General features: G+C 69.9%; 16 protein-coding genes. 11 read left to right on the plus strand and 5 right to left on the minus strand.

Annotated elements, in window-relative coordinates:
- Positions 1-18: 18 nt before the first annotated feature.
- The gene (locus AC07NG_RS15625; protein ID WP_494594985.1) at positions 19-1,185 is read right to left on the minus strand and encodes an MFS transporter; all 1,167 of its coding nucleotides are present in this window, start codon (positions 1,183-1,185) and stop codon (positions 19-21) included.
- Between the two features lie 158 nt (positions 1,186-1,343).
- Positions 1,344-3,053, minus strand: coding sequence for a methionine--tRNA ligase (metG, locus tag AC07NG_RS15630; RefSeq protein WP_494594987.1), 1,710 nt, complete (start codon positions 3,051-3,053; stop codon positions 1,344-1,346).
- Positions 3,054-3,236: 183 nt separating this feature from the next.
- Here metG and AC07NG_RS15635 point away from each other — a divergent pair, with 183 nt between their 5' ends.
- The gene (locus tag AC07NG_RS15635; protein WP_494594989.1) at positions 3,237-5,033 is read left to right on the plus strand and encodes a polysaccharide deacetylase family protein; all 1,797 of its coding nucleotides are present in this window, start codon (positions 3,237-3,239) and stop codon (positions 5,031-5,033) included.
- Positions 5,030-5,866 (plus strand): glycoside hydrolase family 16 protein, encoded by an 837-nt coding sequence (locus AC07NG_RS15640; protein WP_494594991.1) that lies wholly within the window; start codon positions 5,030-5,032, stop codon positions 5,864-5,866. Before AC07NG_RS15635 ends, AC07NG_RS15640 begins: the two co-directional genes overlap by 4 nt.
- On the opposite strand, the gene AC07NG_RS15645 is transcribed toward AC07NG_RS15640, so the two are convergent.
- Entirely contained in the window at positions 5,821-6,345 is a 525-nt protein-coding gene (locus AC07NG_RS15645; protein WP_494594992.1) for a hypothetical protein, read from the minus strand. The genes AC07NG_RS15640 and AC07NG_RS15645 overlap by 46 nt on opposite strands.
- A 147-nt stretch (positions 6,346-6,492) precedes the next feature.
- Here AC07NG_RS15645 and AC07NG_RS15650 point away from each other — a divergent pair, with 147 nt between their 5' ends.
- From AC07NG_RS15650 to AC07NG_RS15665, 4 genes are read left to right on the plus strand one after another with little or no spacing between them, the layout of a single operon-like run.
- A complete protein-coding gene (locus tag AC07NG_RS15650) occupies positions 6,493-7,086 on the plus strand; it encodes a DUF2975 domain-containing protein (protein ID WP_494594994.1) in 594 nt (197 codons plus the stop codon).
- Positions 7,086-7,322, plus strand: coding sequence for a helix-turn-helix domain-containing protein (locus AC07NG_RS15655; RefSeq protein WP_492856957.1), 237 nt, complete (start codon positions 7,086-7,088; stop codon positions 7,320-7,322). Before AC07NG_RS15650 ends, AC07NG_RS15655 begins: the two co-directional genes overlap by 1 nt.
- Before the next feature lie 32 nt (positions 7,323-7,354).
- Entirely contained in the window at positions 7,355-8,242 is an 888-nt protein-coding gene (locus AC07NG_RS15660; protein ID WP_494594996.1) for an alpha/beta fold hydrolase, read from the plus strand.
- A gap of 22 nt (positions 8,243-8,264) precedes the next feature.
- Positions 8,265-8,396: a hypothetical protein gene (locus AC07NG_RS15665; protein WP_255580316.1), complete on the plus strand. Its 132-nt coding sequence runs from the start codon at positions 8,265-8,267 to the stop codon at positions 8,394-8,396.
- A gap of 156 nt (positions 8,397-8,552) precedes the next feature.
- Here AC07NG_RS15665 and AC07NG_RS15670 read toward each other — a convergent pair whose 3' ends face one another.
- Entirely contained in the window at positions 8,553-9,014 is a 462-nt protein-coding gene (locus tag AC07NG_RS15670; protein ID WP_492856955.1) for an EF-hand domain-containing protein, read from the minus strand.
- Positions 9,015-9,022: 8 nt separating this feature from the next.
- On the minus strand, positions 9,023-9,805 hold the full coding sequence (locus AC07NG_RS15675; RefSeq protein WP_494594999.1) for a DUF4198 domain-containing protein: 783 nt from the start codon (positions 9,803-9,805) through the stop codon (positions 9,023-9,025).
- 162 nt (positions 9,806-9,967) lie between these two features.
- Here AC07NG_RS15675 and AC07NG_RS15680 point away from each other — a divergent pair, with 162 nt between their 5' ends.
- From AC07NG_RS15680 to AC07NG_RS15700, 5 genes are all read left to right on the plus strand, one after another.
- Positions 9,968-12,193: a TonB-dependent hemoglobin/transferrin/lactoferrin family receptor gene (locus AC07NG_RS15680; RefSeq protein WP_494595001.1), complete on the plus strand. Its 2,226-nt coding sequence runs from the start codon at positions 9,968-9,970 to the stop codon at positions 12,191-12,193.
- A 242-nt stretch (positions 12,194-12,435) separates the two neighbouring features.
- On the plus strand, positions 12,436-13,041 hold the full coding sequence (locus AC07NG_RS15685; protein WP_110119330.1) for a YqaA family protein: 606 nt from the start codon (positions 12,436-12,438) through the stop codon (positions 13,039-13,041).
- The gene (locus tag AC07NG_RS15690; protein WP_494595003.1) at positions 13,038-13,592 is read left to right on the plus strand and encodes a disulfide bond formation protein B; all 555 of its coding nucleotides are present in this window, start codon (positions 13,038-13,040) and stop codon (positions 13,590-13,592) included. The genes AC07NG_RS15685 and AC07NG_RS15690 overlap by 4 nt, the downstream gene beginning before the upstream one ends.
- Positions 13,593-13,594: 2 nt before the next feature.
- The gene (locus AC07NG_RS15695; protein ID WP_494595005.1) at positions 13,595-14,167 is read left to right on the plus strand and encodes a demethoxyubiquinone hydroxylase family protein; all 573 of its coding nucleotides are present in this window, start codon (positions 13,595-13,597) and stop codon (positions 14,165-14,167) included.
- A gap of 268 nt (positions 14,168-14,435) precedes the next feature.
- The gene (locus tag AC07NG_RS15700) at positions 14,436-16,211 is read left to right on the plus strand and encodes a M1 family metallopeptidase (protein WP_494595007.1); all 1,776 of its coding nucleotides are present in this window, start codon (positions 14,436-14,438) and stop codon (positions 16,209-16,211) included.
- Positions 16,212-16,283 lie beyond the last annotated feature (72 nt).

The raw sequence follows: 16,283 nt of genomic DNA on the forward strand, positions 1-16,283 counted from the left end.
GCTTGCTGGAGCCGCGCCTCAGGCGGCCGCCTTCACCCGCGCGCTGCGGCCCAGCACCAGGGCGCCGACCAGGCCCGCCGCCCCCAGCGCCGCCATCGCCCAGTAGCCCTTCACGCCCAGGGCGTCGAACAGCGGCCCCGAGGCCAGGGTCGCCGCGCCCAGGGTGAAGCCCTGCGACACCGCCGAGTTCAGGGCCTGGGCGGCCGAGGCGCTGCGGGGCGGCGTCAGGCGCTCGATCAGCTGCAGCGAGGCCAGGAAACTGGCGGCGAAGGTGAAGGCGTGCAGCATCTGCAGCGGGAACAGCGCCCACAACGGCGGGGCGAAGGCGTAGGCGGTCCAGCGGATCACCGCCGCGCCGGCGCCCATGGCCAGCAGCTTGCCGGGGCCAACCCGCCGCCGCCACGGCTCTAGGAACCACATGAACCCGACCTCGGCCGCAACGCCGACGCCCCACAGCACGCCGATCACCGGCTCGGGGATCTCCTGCTTGCGCCAGAGGATGGTCGAGAAGCTGTAGTAGAAGCCGTGCGCGCCCTGGATCAGGCCGGCCGTGACCACCGCCAGCACGAACACCCGGTCGGTCAGCAGCTGGCCCAGGCCCTTCCAGCGCTCGCGCTTGGGCGGGGCCTCGCCCTCCTCGTGCACCTGCTCGGCCGGCACCAGCACGAAGGCGGCCGCCGCCGCCAGCAGCGCGGCCACGGTGATCCAGACGACGATGACGTCGGCCCCGGCCAGGGTCAGCACCACGCCCATGACCAGGTTGGCGGCGATGAAGGCGCTGGAGCCGCTCCCGCGCGGCAGGCCGTAGTTGAAACCCTCCAGCCGCGCCCGACGCAGGGTGACGACGTCGATCAGCGGCGAGATGGTCGACAGCAGCGTCGCGCCCAGCAGCCAGCAGATCAGCAGGCCCCAGAAGCCGGGCGCGATCAGCATGGCGAGATAGGCGACGGCGGCGGCCACCGCCAACAGGATCATCGGCGAGCGGCGCAGCTTGAAGCCGTCGGCCCAGACGGCCAGCACCGGTCCGGTGAACGGCTTGAGCAGCAGGGGCGCGGCCAGCACGGCGCCGATCTCGGCCCCCGACAGGCCCTTGGCCCGCAGGAAGGTGGCGATGTAGGGCAGGCTCACGCCCGTGCCCAGATAGATGGCCACGTAGAACAGACAGAGGCGGACGACGAGCGGCATGGCCGTCCCGTAGATCGGTGTGCGGCGAAGGGGAAGGCGTTTCGCGTGGAAAGCCCCCTCAGTCGCTCCGCGACAGCTCCCCCAGAGGGGGAGCATCTACGCCGCGCCGACCAGATCCTCCCCCTCTGGGGGAGGTGGCCCGGAGGGCCGGAGGGGGCCTACTCCGCCCCGCCGAAGCGGGCGGCCCATTCGGCGATCATGTCTTCGTCGATCTTCTTGAACAGCACCTCCGGCGCGCGCACGGCCTGGCCGGCGGGCACGGTCGAGAACTCGGCGGCGACGTCGGCGGTCGGCCACGCCGGCGGCCAGGCCTGGGCGAAGGCCTCGCCGATCTTCTCGGCGGCGAACGGGATGAACGGCGCGGAGATCCGGGCGTAGAGGGCGGCCAGGTTCAGGGCCGTGCGCACGATCACGGCCGCGCGGTCGCGGTCGGTCTTGATCGCCGTCCACGGCGCGGCTTCCTGCAGGTACTCGTTGCCGACCACCCACAGGGCCCGCAGCGCCTGGGCGCTCTTGCGGATCTCGATGGCGTCCATCTGCTCGGAGAGGTCGGCCAGGCGCGCGGCGACGTCGGCGTAGAGCTTCTCCTCCAGCGGACCCGCTTCACCGCCCTCCGGCACGAGACCGTCGAACTTGCTCTCGTTGAACTTCAGGATGCGGTTGACGAAATTGCCCAGCACGTCGGCCAGGTCGCGGTTCACGGCGCTGGCGAACTGCTCCCAGGTGAAGGCCGTGTCGCTGCCTTCCGGCGAGTTCGAGGTCAGGTACCAGCGCCACAGATCCGGCGGCAGGATGTCGAGCGCCGCGTCCATGAACACGCCGCGCTTGTTGCTGGTCGAGAACTTGCCGCCGTACCAGTTCAACCAGTTGAAGGCCTTGAGCATGTCGACGCTCTTCCACGGCTCTTCGGAGCCGAGGATGGTGGCCGGGAAGCTGACGGTGTGGAACGCCACGTTGTCCTTGCCCATGAACTGGACGTAGCGGACGTCGTCGGCGCCGGCGTCGGTGCGCCACCATGAGCGCCAGTCGCGATCGGCGCCCGCCTCGGCCCATTCCTGGGTGGCGGCGATGTACTCGATCGGCGCGTCGAACCAGACGTAGAAGACCTTCTCCTCCATGCCCGGACGCGGCAGGCCGTCCTTGGTCACCGGCACGCCCCAGGCCAGGTCGCGGGTGATGCCGCGATCGATCAGGCCTTCGTCCAGATGCTTGTAGGCGATCGACTTGGCCAGGGTCGGCCAGTCGGGGTGGGCGTCGACCCAGGCGCGGATGCGCTCGGCCATCTTGGTCTGCAGCAGGTAGAGGTGCTTGGTGTCGCGCACCTCAAGGTTCCGCGAGCCCGAGATCACCGAGTACGGGTCCTTCAGGTCGGTCGGGTCCAGCAGGTTGCCGCAGTTGTCGCACTGGTCGCCGCGGGCCTTTTCGAAACCGCAGTGCGGGCAGGTGCCCTCGATATAGCGGTCGGGCAGGAAGCGGCGGTCGTCGATCGAGTAGACCATCTGGTCGACCCGCTCCTCGATCAGCCCCTGGGCTTCGAGGACCTCGGCGAAGTGCTGGGTCAGGCGATGGTTCTGCGGCGAGGACGAGCGGCCGAAATGGTCCCACGACAGGCCGAAGGCGCGGCCGACGTCATGCTGCAGCACGTGCTGCTCTTCGCAATAGGTCGCCACGTCCTGGCCGGCGGCCGAGGCGGCCAGCTCGGCCGGGGTGCCGTGCTCGTCGGTGGCGCAGATGTAGAGGGTGTCGTGGCCGCGGGCCCGCTGGAAGCGCGCATAGACGTCGGCCGGCAGCATCGACCCCGCGAGGTTCCCCAGGTGCTTGATGCCGTTGATGTACGGCAGGGCCGAGGTGATCAGGATGCGGGCCATGGGACGGGGCGTCTTTCCGGGGGCGAACAACGAACAGGAAGCGTCCGCATATAGAAGCCCCCGCGCCGAAGGGAAAGCTTCGCCGGACGACCGCAACCTCGCCGCGCGGCGAAATCACAGGCTCGCGCGTTTGGCGTTTTCGGGTTTGGATGGGCGCGCCCCTCTCCCCCGACCGGAGGACGCATGTTCCGACGCCGCCTGCCGCTGCTGCTGCTCGTCCTGGCCGTACTGCTCGCCGGCGGCTGGTGGTGGTGGCGTGAGCGTCCCGATCCCTCGGTCATGCACGTCTTCCCCGGCGTGCGCGGTCCGGCCAAGGCCTCGAAGATCGTCGAGCCGCCCCGCACCCGCATCGCCCAGTTCGACAGGGGCGGCCCGCACCGCCTGGCCATACTGGTCACCGACCCGCAGTCGGGGTGGCTGGGCCTGGTGCGCGGCTTCCGCGCCCACGGCGTGCCGATCACGGTCACGGAGGATCCCGCCAAGGCCCTGACCCACAAGGTGGTGCTGGTCTATCCGATCGTCTCGGGCCGGGTGCTGACCGCCGACCAACTGCGCGCCCTGGCCCAGCACGTGCGGGGCGGCGGCACCGTGCTGGCCTTCAACCTGGCGGGCGGCGGCCTGGGCGAACTGTTCGGCGTCGGTCCGGGAACCGAGGCCTCGTCCCGCCTGCGGCTGCGCTGGAGCCAAGCCACGGGGGAGCCCGAGACCGACGAGATCGTCGTCTCCTCGGCCGGCGAGGCCAAGGTCGCCAGCGTCGGCTACGCGCCGGGGACGGCGCAGGTCGCCGCCCGCTTCGACGACGGCTCGACAGCCGCCGCCTGCCGCCAGGTGGGCGGCCAGGCCTGCGTGCTGGGCGTGGATCTCGGCTCGCTGGCCCAGCGCTCGATGAATGGCCGGGCCGAGGCCCTGGCCCGGCGCTACGTCAACGGCTACGAGCCCTCGCTCGACAGCCTGTTCCGCTGGGTGCGCGACCTCTACGTGGCCGGCGAGCCCATGCCCTGGTTGGTCTCCACCGCCCCGGCCGGCAAGCAGGTGTCGATCCTGTTCACCCACGACGTCGACTACGGCCCGTCGGTGCGCAACGCCCTGGCCTATGCCGACGCCCTGAAGGCGCGGGACATCCGCGGGACCTTCTACGTCCAGACCAAGTACATGAAGGACTACAACGACAAGGTGTTCTTCGACGAGGCGGCGGTGACCGACGTGAAGGGGCTGCTGGCGCGCGGCCAGGAGGTGGGCAGCCACACCGTCGCCCACTCCGGGGCCTTCGAGCACGCCATGCCGCTGGGTGACGGCCGCGAGCGCTATCCCCGCTACCGGCCGTTCGTCGAGACGGTCGACACGGTCCGGGGCGCGTCGATCCTCGGCGAGCTGCGAGTGTCGAAGTTCCTGCTGGAGCGGTTGGCGGGCGCGCGGGTCGTCTCGTTCCGACCGGGACGCCTGGCCTATCCCTTCACCCTGCCCCAGGCCCTGGACGCCAGCGGCTACCGCTATTCCTCGTCGATCACCGCCAACACCGTGCTGACCCACCTGCCCTTCCAGCTGACCGACGGACGGGCGGACGGCGCGCTGCAGCCGGTGTTCGAGTTCCCGGTCGCCATAGAGGACGAGGCGCCCCCGGCCCTGCTGCAGCGGCTCGACGCCGCCGACGCCCTGGTGGCCAGGGTGGCCCGCGACCGGGGCGTGGTCACCGTGCTGATCCATCCCAACACGGTCGGCGACAAGCTGGCCTTCGAAGCGGCCCTGGCCGACCGCTGGAAGGGCCGGGCCTGGATAGGGGCGACGGACCGCTTCGGCGACTGGTGGTCGGCCCGCGACGCCCTGGAGCTGGACGTCGAGCCGCGCGGCGCCGGCTGGACCCTGACCGCCGCCGCGCCCCGGGCCGTGTCGGGCGTGGAGATCCTGCTGCCCAAGGCCGGCAAGAAGGCCGTGACCCTGGCCCTGCCGGAGGGCGGCCGCTCGACGACGGCGATCCCGTGATCCGCCTCGCCCTGCTGCTGGCCATGCTCGCCGCTCCGGCCGTGGCCGCGCCACGCCTGATCTGGTCCGACGAGTTCGACGGCGAGCGGCTCGATCCCGCCAGGTGGGCGGCGTCGAACGACTGCTGGGGCGGCGGCAACGAGGAGCGCCAGTGCTACACGCCCGCCGCCGTCTCGGTGTCGGGCGGGGTGCTGCGCCTGACCGCGCGACGGGCCAGGACCACCGGCCCGGCCGTTCGCGACGCCGCCCCCGGCGCGCCCCGCGTCGTCCGCGACTACGCCTCGGGCCGGATCCACACCAAGGGCCTGGCCTCGTTCCGCTACGGCCGCATCGAGGTGCGCGCCAAGCTGCCGCTGGGCCAGGGCCTGTGGCCGGCGATCTGGATGCTGCCCGAGCACGACAACTACGGCCCCTATCCGCTGTCGGGCGAGCTCGACATCGCCGAGGCGGTGAACCTGGGCGTCCGCTGCCTGTCCTGCCGCGACGTGGTGCGGGCGGCGGCGCACCACGGCCCGACCCTGGCCGCCAACCGCAGCGACAGCGCCGAGACCCGGCTCGACGACCTGACGACCTTCCACGTCTTCGCCCTGGACTGGACGCCGCGCCGGCTGACCTGGTCGATCGACGGCAAGCCCTATTTCAGTCGACCGGGCGGGCGGCCCTTCGACGAGCGCTTCCACCTGATCCTGAACCTGGCGGTCGGCGGGCGCTGGGCCGAGACGACGGGCCGCAAGGGCGTCGACGACGCCGCCCTGCCCGAAAGCCTGCTGGTCGACTGGGTGCGGGTCTACGGCGGCGATGACGACGAGGCCGGCGCGACGTCGATCCGATAGCCCGCGCCCGCCGGCGTATAGCGGAACAGCAGGCCGCCCAGGGCCGCGTCGGCGGGCTCCGAGGCGTCCGAGAAGATCTGCAGCCGCTTGGCGACAGCCTCGGCATCGGAGACTAGGTGTGGCGGAGCGACGGCGACCACGAAGTCGCGGATCGGCGAGCCCTTCTCCACCGAGGCCGGCCGCTCGGCGACGACCAGCGTGTAGCTGACCGCCTCGCCATTGGCCGCGTCACGGGCGGTCAGGACGATCCCCTGCCCCACTGTCACGGTCCAGACTCCCGGCCCGGCGCCCGACCACTCGGCCTTAGGTCCGAAAAAGCCCTTCGGCGCCATGCGGTTCAGCAGGGTGGCCTTGGCCGGCAGGCCGTTGGCCTGCCAGATCGCCAGCTTCGAGGCGTCCTTGACGCCGTTGGGCAGGCAGGCGGCCAGGGGCGAAAGCCCCAGGGCCAGCACCATCAAGGCCGCCGTTCGTCGCCGCATGCCGCGCTCTCCCCGCTTGCTCCGACTTCAATGGTCCAGCCCCGTCCGCGTTCCTCGTCCCGTCTCGGCAGACGATCGACTCATATCGTTTGACAGAAATTATTTTCTGTAAGAACGATGATCCATCGAAGCCCAGGGGAGGTTTCCGTGTCCACCGTCGTCTCGCTGCGACCGCCGCCGGTCGCGCCGCCGCCCTCGGCCAGCCATCGCCAGCTGCGGCTGGGCAGCCGCGCCCTGGCCTGGCTGCTCACCGCCCTGCTGGCGCTCACGGGCCTGATCGCCGGCGTGCTGATCCTGGCGGTGCTGGCCTGGCCGGGCGAGAATTTCCGCATCGGCCCGACGGCGGCCTGGATCGGCAAGGGACCGCCGGACTCGGTGGCCTTCGCCTCGCTGTCGCTCCCGCACCGCACCGCCTACGCCCTGGTCGGCACGTTACGCATCGCGCCGGTGCTGGCGATCCTGGCCCACCTGCGGGCGCTCTTTCTGCTCTATGCCGGCGGCGAGGTGTTCGGCGCGGCCAACGCCCGCCACATCGGCCGGGTCGGCGCCTGGCTGTGCGCCTACGCCGTCTCGCCGTTCCTCTGCCACCTCTTCCTGTCGGCGACCGGCTGGGAGATCGACAGGAACTGGTTCCACCTCTCGAGCATCCAGGGCCTGATCCTGGGCCTGCTGGTCTTCGTCATCGCCCAGGTGATGCAGGTCGGCCGCGAGATCGAGGAAGACCGGGACGCGTTCGTCTGATGCCGATCCTCGTCCGCCTCGACGTCATGCTGGCCCGCCGCAAGGTGCGCTCCAACGTACTCGCCCGCGCCGTCGGCATCACCGACGCCAACCTGTCGTTGCTGAAGTCGGGGAAGGTGAAGGGCCTGCGCCTCTCCACCCTCGACGCCATCTGCCGCTACCTCGACTGCCAGCCGGGCGACATCCTGGAATACCTGCCTGACGACGGCGTCGAAGAGATCCGCGACGCGGGCTGAGCCACGCCCTTCCCTCACACCGGAGACGAAAGATGCGCCTTCTGTCCACGCCCGTTCGGGCGATCGCGGCCACATGCCTGCTGCTCGCCGCTCCCGCCATGGCCCAGCCCGCCGAGACCTTCGTCGAGGTCGAGAACGGACGCCTGGCCTACGAGACCTGCGGTCGGGGCGAGACCACCCTGGTGCTGCTGCACGACGGCATACTGCACAAGGCCGCCTTCGACGCCGCCTGGCCGGCCCTGTGCGAGCGCTACAGGGTCGTGCGCTACGACCGGCGCGGCTTCGGCGCCTCGACGCCCGCCGCCGCGCCCTACCAGACGGTCAGGGACCTGGAGGCGGTGATCGCCGCCCTGAAGATCGAGCGGCCGGTGCTGGTGGGATCCTCCGCCGGAAGCGGCCTGGCCGTCGACTACGCCCTGGCCCATCCGGACGGCGTCTCGCGCCTGGTGCTGGTCGGACCCTTCGTGGCCGGCTTCAAGCCCTCGGCCGGCTTCATCGCGCGGGGACTGAAGCTGATGACCCAGTTCAAGCTGGGCGACATCGAGGGCGCGGCGCGCGATCCCTACATCCTGACCAAGGACGCGGACGCCCAGCGCCAGTGGGTGGTGGATCAGCTGAAGGCCCATCCGGGCAATGTCGGCGCCAACCAGAAGGAGCGCTTCGCCGTCGACGCCAAGCCGCGTCTGGCCGAGATCAAGGTCCCGACCCTGATCCTGGTCGGCGAGGTCGACATCGAAGACGTGCAGCACCAGGCCAAGGCCCTGGAGGCCGCCCTGCCCGACGCGAAACGCGTCGTGGTCCCGGGCAGCGGCCACTTCCTCTATCTCGAGCGCCCCGAGGCCTTCGTGCGGGCGATCGAGGACTTCGTCGTCTCCAACGCAAGCGCGGCTGGACAATCCGCCAGGATGGAGATCAATTGATATTGCAATCTGGAGACGATCAATGACTCGGCGCGACCGCTCGCTGGCCCTGCTCTACGCCATCGCCGCCTTCCTGGCGCTGAACGTGCTGATCGGCGACGAAGTGCGCGGTTTCAAGGACGGCCTGGTCGCTGGCTTCAGCGACGAGCGCTAGGTCGGTCTGGGGTATCGCCCCCGGCTCCTCAAGGGGATGAACGGAGCCAGGGGCGGCGGCGGCCCGCAGCCCCCCAGGCTTTGGCGGAGCGGTCGCGAGGACCGCTCACGCATCAGGCCGCCGATCTCAGTTGGTGTTGGCTCGGTTGGCGTCGGCTCAGTTGGTGTCGGCGGGGATCGGGTCGGCCGCCGAGACGGTCCCGTCCTTGTTGGTGTCGTGGGTCACGAACATCCGCCAGCCCGAATAGGCGAACTCGGCCGGGGTGATCGCGCCGCTCTTGTCGCTGTCGAGCACGCCGAAGCGCACGTCGGCCTGGCGCATCTGGCGCACGCGCTCCTCTTCCTTCTTCTCGGCCGTGTCGGGCGAGGCGGCGAGGCGCTTTTCGAGGCGCGCCTTGAACTCGCCGACGTACTCTTCCTTGGACAGCGAGCCGTTCTTGTCGGCGTCGATCGCCTTGAACAGCTGGTCGCGGGTGATGACGAACTCTTCCTTGGTGACCACGCCGTCGCCGTTGACGTCCTGTTCCTTGATGAAGGTGTCGCGGGCGTGCGAGGCGGCCAGGGCCGGGGCGGAGACGGCGGCCAGGGCGGCGGCCAGGATCAGGCTCTTGCGGATCATGTCGGTTCTCAACGCAGGGATTCGAAGGTCAGGGAGTAGGTGTGGCTCTGGCCGGGCTGGCCTTCGGCGGCCGGGGCCACGCGGTAGCGGGCCTGGATCTGGTAGACGCCCGAGTGGTCCGGCTTGATCTCGAAGCGGCCCTGGGCGTCGCTCTTGACGGTGACCGGCGCGGCCTTGACGTCGGAATAGCGGTCGTTGCCGCCGGTCAGCGTGACCTCCTGGCCGGCCACCGGCTTGCCGTCGTACAGCACCACGAACTTGGCCGCCTGGCCGGTGGTGATGTCGCTGGGATGGGTGACCGCGTGGAACTCCAGGCCCTTGCCGACCGGAGCCAGGGCGGCCGTGCTCGGCGCGCCGCGGGTCACGTAGACGTCGGCGGTGGTGATGCTCTGCATGTCCACGACCTGGACGCCGGCCGGCGCCTTGCCCGGCTCCATGAACTCCCACTCGCCCTTGATCAGGGCGGCCTTGCCGACGCGGCCAACGCGCTGGCCGGTGGTGATGCGGTAGGTGCCGGCGGCCTCGACCGGGGCTTCGACCAGCGCCATCTCGCGCAGGTAGGTCGGGGTCAGCGGCTTGCGCTGGCCGTCCGGCCCGATCACGGCGTAGGTGTCGGACTTCATCGCCACTTCAGGCGTGAAGAAGGTCTCGGTGAACGAGCCCTGCACCGTGACGATCTTCCGGTCGGAGACGTCGAAGGTGCTGGGCAGCATGTAGGGCGAGTGGGCGTGCGCCAGGCCGGCCAGGCCCAGGCCCGCCAGCAGCGCCGCCGAAGCGAGCATGGTCTTCATCGGAATCCCCCTTCCAGGACGATCGGTCGTTGCAGAGGCTCCTATTGCGGATGAATCTAAGAATCAATTGCAAATAACTTGACCAGGCCGCCAGACGGTTTTAGCACGCTCCCAACGAATGCGAACAATTCGCATCAAGGCCGACTACCTGGGGGTTCTTCCTTGTCTCGCAACACGCTCTTCTTCGCCGCCGCATCCGCCGCCGCCCTGCTCTGCTCGGCCGCCGCCCACGCCGCCGACGCGCCTGACGCCCCTGCGGGCGACGTGGCCGAACTCGACAAGATCACCGTCACCGCCACCCGCGGCGAGAAGTCGGTGCTCGACGTCCCGGCCACCGTCACCGTGACGACCAGCCAGGAGATCGAGGATGCTCTGGTCGAGGACGTGAAGGACCTGGTGCGCTTCGAACCGGGCGTCTCGGTGCGCAGCGCGCCCTCGCGCTTCACCGCCGCCGGCGCCTCGACGGGCCGCGACGGCAACGCCGGCTTCGCCATCCGGGGCCTTGAAGGCAACCGCGTGCTGATCATGGTCGACGGCGTCCGCATCCCGGACAGCTACGCCTTCGGCGCCCAATCCGCCGGTCGCGGCGACTATGTCGACGTCGACGTGCTGAAGTCGGTCGAGATCGTCCGCGGGCCGGCCTCGGCCCTCTACGGCAGCGACGGCCTGGCTGGCTCGGTCAGCTTCTTCACCAAGGATCCGACCGACATCCTGCAGGGCAAGGACTTCGCCGCCCGCGGCCGCGTCGGCTATTCGTCGGCCGACGAAAGCTGGAGCGAAAGCGCCCTGGTCGCCGGTTCGACCGGCCGCTGGGAAGGCCTGCTGGCCTACACCCGCCGCGACGGCCACGAGACCGAGACCCAAGGAACCAACGCCTCGCGCACCGTCGCCCGCACGGTCGCCAACCCCGAGGACAACCAGTCCAACGCCGTGCTCGGCAAGCTGGTCTTCAACCTCGACGACCGCAACAAGTTCACCCTGACGCTCGACCACCTGGACCGCGACATCGACTGGAACGTGCTGTCGGCGATCGCGATCAGCCCGACGGCCTCGACCTCGGTGATCGGCCTGACGGCCTTCGACAAGATGCGTCGCGACCGCGTCAGCCTGTCCCACGCCTTCACCGGCGGCGACGGCTTCATCGAGAGCGCTCGCACCACCGCCTACTACCAGAACAGCACGACCCGGCAGTACTCGGCGGAAGACCGCAACACCGCCGCCGACCGCACCCGCGACGCCAAGTTCGACAACGAAGTGTTCGGCGGCGCGCTCGAGCTGGTCAGCAAGGCGGAGCTGGCCGGCGCCGAGCACCGCATCGTCTGGGGCGCCGACGCCTCGCTGACCCAGCAGCAGAGCCTGCGCACGGGCACCGTGCCGCCGGCCGGCGAAACCTTCCCCAACCGCGCCTTCCCGACCACCGACTACACTCTGGTCGGCGCCTATGTGCAGGACGAGTTCGCGGCCGGTCCGGTCACCTTCTACCCGGCCCTGCGCTACGACTACTACAAGCTGGACCCGAAGAACGACCCGCTGTTCACGGCCAACACCCCGGTCGGCCAGAGCGACTCGCACGTCTCGCCCAAGCTGTCGGCGGTCTGGAAGGTCGACGACCTGATCAGCGTCTTCGCCAACGCCGCCAGCGGCTTCAAGGCTCCCGCCCCGTCGCAGGTCAACAACGGCTTCTCGAACCCGACCAGCTTCTACACGGCCATCTCGAACCCCAACCTGAAGCCCGAGACCAGCCGCAGCTTCGAACTGGGCGTCCGTCTGCGCCGTCCGACCTGGAACCTCGGCGTCACCGGCTTCACCGGCAAATACGACGACTTCATCGAGCAGGTGCAGGTCAGCGGCGCGTTCACCGCCGCCAACCCGGCCGTCTATCAGTACGTCAACCTGGCCGAGGCCGAGATCAGCGGCGCCGAGGCCCGCGGCGAGGTCCTGCTCGGCGACAATTGGCGCCTGATCGGCACGGCCGCCTACGCCCGCGGCTTCTCGACCAACACCGCCGGCGTCAGCACGGCGCTGCAGTCGGTCGATCCGGCCAAGTTCACGGCCGGCCTGTCCTACCGTGACCCGGCCGGTCGCTTCGGCGGCCAGTTCAACGTCATGCATGTGCAGAAGAAGTCGTTCGACAGCCTGGGCGTCACCTGCTCGGGGACCTGCTTCGCCCCGCCGGCGTTCAGCACCGCCGACCTCACCGGCTACTGGAACGTCACCCAGGCCGTCACCGTGCGCGGCGGCGTCTTCAACCTGACCGACGAAAAGTACTGGTGGTGGAGCGACGTGCGCGGCGCGACCACCACGCCGACCGCCACCCAGCCGGTGGTCGTCGACGGCTACACCGCTCCTGGCCGCAACTACAGCGTCTCGCTGGCGGTCAAGTTCTAGAGGTCGCTCGCCCGACCTCTTCCGAGACGCGCGGTCGTAATGTTGCGGCGACCGCGTGGCCCCGTCCTCCTCCGCGCCATGTCGGCCCGGCGCCTGGAGGACGGGGCGTTTTATTGCCTGGAAGGCGCCCGTCAGCCCGCCTTCGCATCGCCTTGAAAAGAACCGCAACACACCGGCGCATCGGCCGGGACAAGCGCCCCGCCCCCTGCTAGCAACGGCGCGTTCCGCAAATGGGAGTCCGTATGCTGCGCCGCCTCTACGACTGGGTCATGGGCCTCGCCGCCTCGCGCCACGCCCCTACCAGCCTGTTCGCCGTCTCCTTCGCCGAAAGCTCGTTCTTCCCCGTTCCGCCGGACATCATGCTGGCTCCGATGGTGCTGGCCCGACCCGATCGCGCCTGGCGCTACGCGGCCCTCTGCACCCTGGCCTCGGTGCTGGGCGGCATCGTCGGCTACGGCATCGGCTTCTTCTTCACGGCCGGCGCGCAGCAACTGCTGGCGATGCTGGGCAAGCCGACCGCCCTGGCCGACGCCGAGTGCTGGTACAATCAGTGGGGCTCCTGGGTGATCATCGCCAAGGGCTTCACCCCGATCCCGTTCAAGCTGGTGACGATCACCTCGGGCCTGCTGCACTTCAGCTTCCCGATCTTCGTCGCCGCCTGCACCGCGACCCGCGCCGGACGGTTCTTCCTGGTCGCCTTCGTCGTCAAGAAGTTCGGCCCCACCCTGCTGCCGGTGATCGAGCGTCGCCTGGCCCTGGTGGCCGGCGGTTTGATCCTGCTCCTTGTCATCGGTCTCGGCGCGAGCCATTTCCTGGGGGGAAGCAGCGGAGGCGCGTGCGCCGGATGACCACCGACACCCCGACGATCTCTACCGGCCCTCTCGTTCCCAAGCGTCCGCCGCTGGACTGGATCGCCCGGCACTGGCCGGTCCTAGCCCTGGCCGCCAGCGCCATCATGCTGGGCGCGGCCCACGCCTTCGAGACCTTCGGAGGCCTGGCGCCCTGCCACCTGTGTCTCAAGCAGCGCGAGGTCTACTGGGTCGCCGGAACCGTCGGCCTGATCGCCGCGATCCTGCAGCGCACCGCCCTGTGGCCGCGCCTGCGCCTCCCGGCCCTGTGGCTGCTGGGCGCGATCTTCCTCTACGGCGCGGGCCTGGCGGCCTTCCACGCCGGGGTCGAATGGAAGTGGTGGCCCGGCCCCACCACCTGCACCGGCGGCGGCCTGGCCACCTCCGACGACCTGGTGGCCATGCTGAAGGGCGCCAAGATCGCCGCCCCGATGTGCGACAAGGCCGCCTGGGTGTTCCTGGGCCTGTCGATGGCCGGCTGGAACGCCCTCGTCTCGCTGGGCCTGGCCGTCGTCTCGGCCTTCGCCGCCCTTCGCAAGCAGGAGGCCTGAACATGAGCGCCGCCGAGCAGAAAGCCGTCCCGCCCCGTCCCGGCCGCGGCGCCCAGGCCGCCCGCCTGGCCGAGATCCTGCGCGTCGACCAGGCCGGCGAACTGGCCGCCGTGCACATCTATCGCGGCCAGCAGGCCGTGATGAAGCACGCCCGCGGCCGCGAGCGCATCGCCGAGCAGCTGAAGGAAATGGAGGGCCACGAGCAGGTCCACCTGTCGCGCTTCGACGAACTGCTGGCCGAGCGCAAGGTGCGCCCCACCCTGATGTCGCCCCTGTGGCGGCTGGCGGCCTTCACGCTTGGCGCCGGCACCGCCCTGATCGGCGACAAGGCCGCCCACGCCTGCACCGAGGCCGTCGAGTCGGTGATCGAGAAGCACTACGCCGGCCAGATCGAGGAGCTGAAGGACCGCGACCCGGCCCTGGCCGCCGAGCTTTCCAAGTTCCGTGACGACGAGTTGATGCACCGCGACCTCGCCATCGAGGAAGGCGCCCACGAGGCCACGGCCTATCCCCTGCTCAGCGCCGTCATCCAGACCGGCTGCAAGGTGGCCATCAAGCTCAGCGAGAAGATCTGAAAGACCCCTCTCTCTGAGAGAGAGGGAGGGGCCCACGCCGAAAGGCGTGGGAGGGTGAGAGGTTTCACCGCTGGCCGGAAAACCTCTCGCCCCATAGCTGACAGCCCGCGCCGACGGACCAGCGCTTCGTTCGGAAAGTTTGTTACCTCTCACCCTCCCACCGCTTCGCGGCGGGCCCCTCCCTCTCTCAAAGAGAGAGGGATTCAATGGCTTGGCCTGAGCCTCCGCCTCCCCTACCGATGGACCCTGTCCATCGCGGGGAGTCGCCTTGCCCATCACGACCGTCCGGGCCGCCGCCCTCGTCGCCGCCCTGCCGCTGCTGATCGCCGCCGCGCCCGCCGCCAAGCCGTCCAAGGCCGTGAAGCCGCTGCGCGCGCCGCCCACCGCCCAGACCCTGGCCACCGGCGGAGCGCTGAAGCCCGACCAGGCCGGCGTTCGCATCGAACATGTCGACCTCTCCATCGAGGTCTTCCCCGAGCGCAAGGCCATCGCCGGCGAGGCCGTGCTGGCCCTGCGCGCCGACCGCGACCTGCCCGCCATCGTGCTCGACCTTGATCGAGAACTGCCGGTCTCGGCGGTGTCGCTGGACGGCCGCGCCCTGCCGGCCTCGGCCTGGCGCAATCCCGACGGCCGCCTGACCATCAACCCGCCCGCGCCGATCGCCGCCGGCCATCCGGTCGCCGTGCGCATCCGCTATGGCGGCGTTCCGGTGGAGGCCAAGCGCGCGCCGTGGGACGGCGGCTTCGTCTGGGCCAAGACGCCCGACGGCCGCCCGTGGATCGCCACCGCCGTGCAGGGCGAGGGCTGCGACCTCTTCTGGCCCTGCATCGACCACCCGACCGGCGAGCCCGACCTCGTCGACCTGCGCGTCACCGTGCCCGCCCCGCTGTCGGCGCCGTCGGGCGGGGTGCTGGTCGACATCAAGGAAGAGGCCGGCAAACGCACCTTCCACTGGCGCATCAAGACCCCCAACACCTACGCCGTCGCCCTCAACATCGGCCCCTACGTCCAGCTGAAGGCTGCCTACAAGAGCCGCTTCGGCGACAGCTTCCCGATCGAGTTCTGGACGGTCGAGGGCAACGAGGCCAAGGCGCGCGGCCTGTTTTCGCAGTTCGCCCCGATGCTCGACTTCTACGAAGGGATGATCGGCCCCTACCCGTTCCGTAGCGAAAAGATGGGCGCGGTCGAGACCCCGCACCTGGGCATGGAGCACCAGACCCTGAACGCCTACGGCGCCGGCTACGCCCAGGAAATCTACGGCTTCGACTGGCTGCTGCACCACGAGCTGTCGCACGAGTGGTTCGGCAACCAGATGACCAATGTCGACTGGGACGACATGTGGCTGCACGAGGCCTTCGGCACCTACATGCAACCGCTCTATTCGCAGTGGCTGCACGGCGACATGGAATACATGGTCCGCCTTAACGAGATGCGGGTGAAGACCTTCAACAAGTTCCCAATCGTCTCGGGCAAGCCGATGGAGGAAGAGGCCGTCTACGACGCCAAGGTCGGGCCGGGGACGGACATCTACTACAAGGGCGCCAACATGCTGCACACGCTGCGCGGCCTGATCGGCGACAAGGCCTTCTTCCAGGCCACCCGGGTGCTGGTCTATGGCCGCCCGGACCCCAGGCCCGGCAACTTCGCGCCGCGCTACGCGGTGACCGGCGATTTCATCAAGGCGGTGAACGACGCGACCGGCGCCGACTACGGCTGGTTCTTCGACGCCTATCTGCGTCATGCGCAGCTGCCGGATCTGGTCGAAACCCGCGAGGGCGACGATCTGGTGCTGGCCTGGAAAACGCCGGCCGGGCGCTTCCCGATGCCGGTCGAGGTCAAGGTCGGCGACAAGACGGTCACTCTCCCAATGGCCGACGGAACGGGCCGTGTGCGGGTGGCGGGCGCGGTTCCGGTGATCGTCGATCCAGGCTCGAAGATCTTGCGCCGCCAGCCGTATCTCGAGGCCTATCACGCCTGGAAGACGGCCAAGGACGCCAGCGACAAGACAAAGGCCGATGGGGCAAAGGCCGCCAAGCCGAAATAGTCATCTTCCGTTGACCGTGTTCCTTCACGGTTTGCGAGGCATGCGGCCTTAGGACTCAGGTCTCCACCGCGA

This window comes from Caulobacter sp. GW821-FHT10C03 (assembly GCF_059415485.1).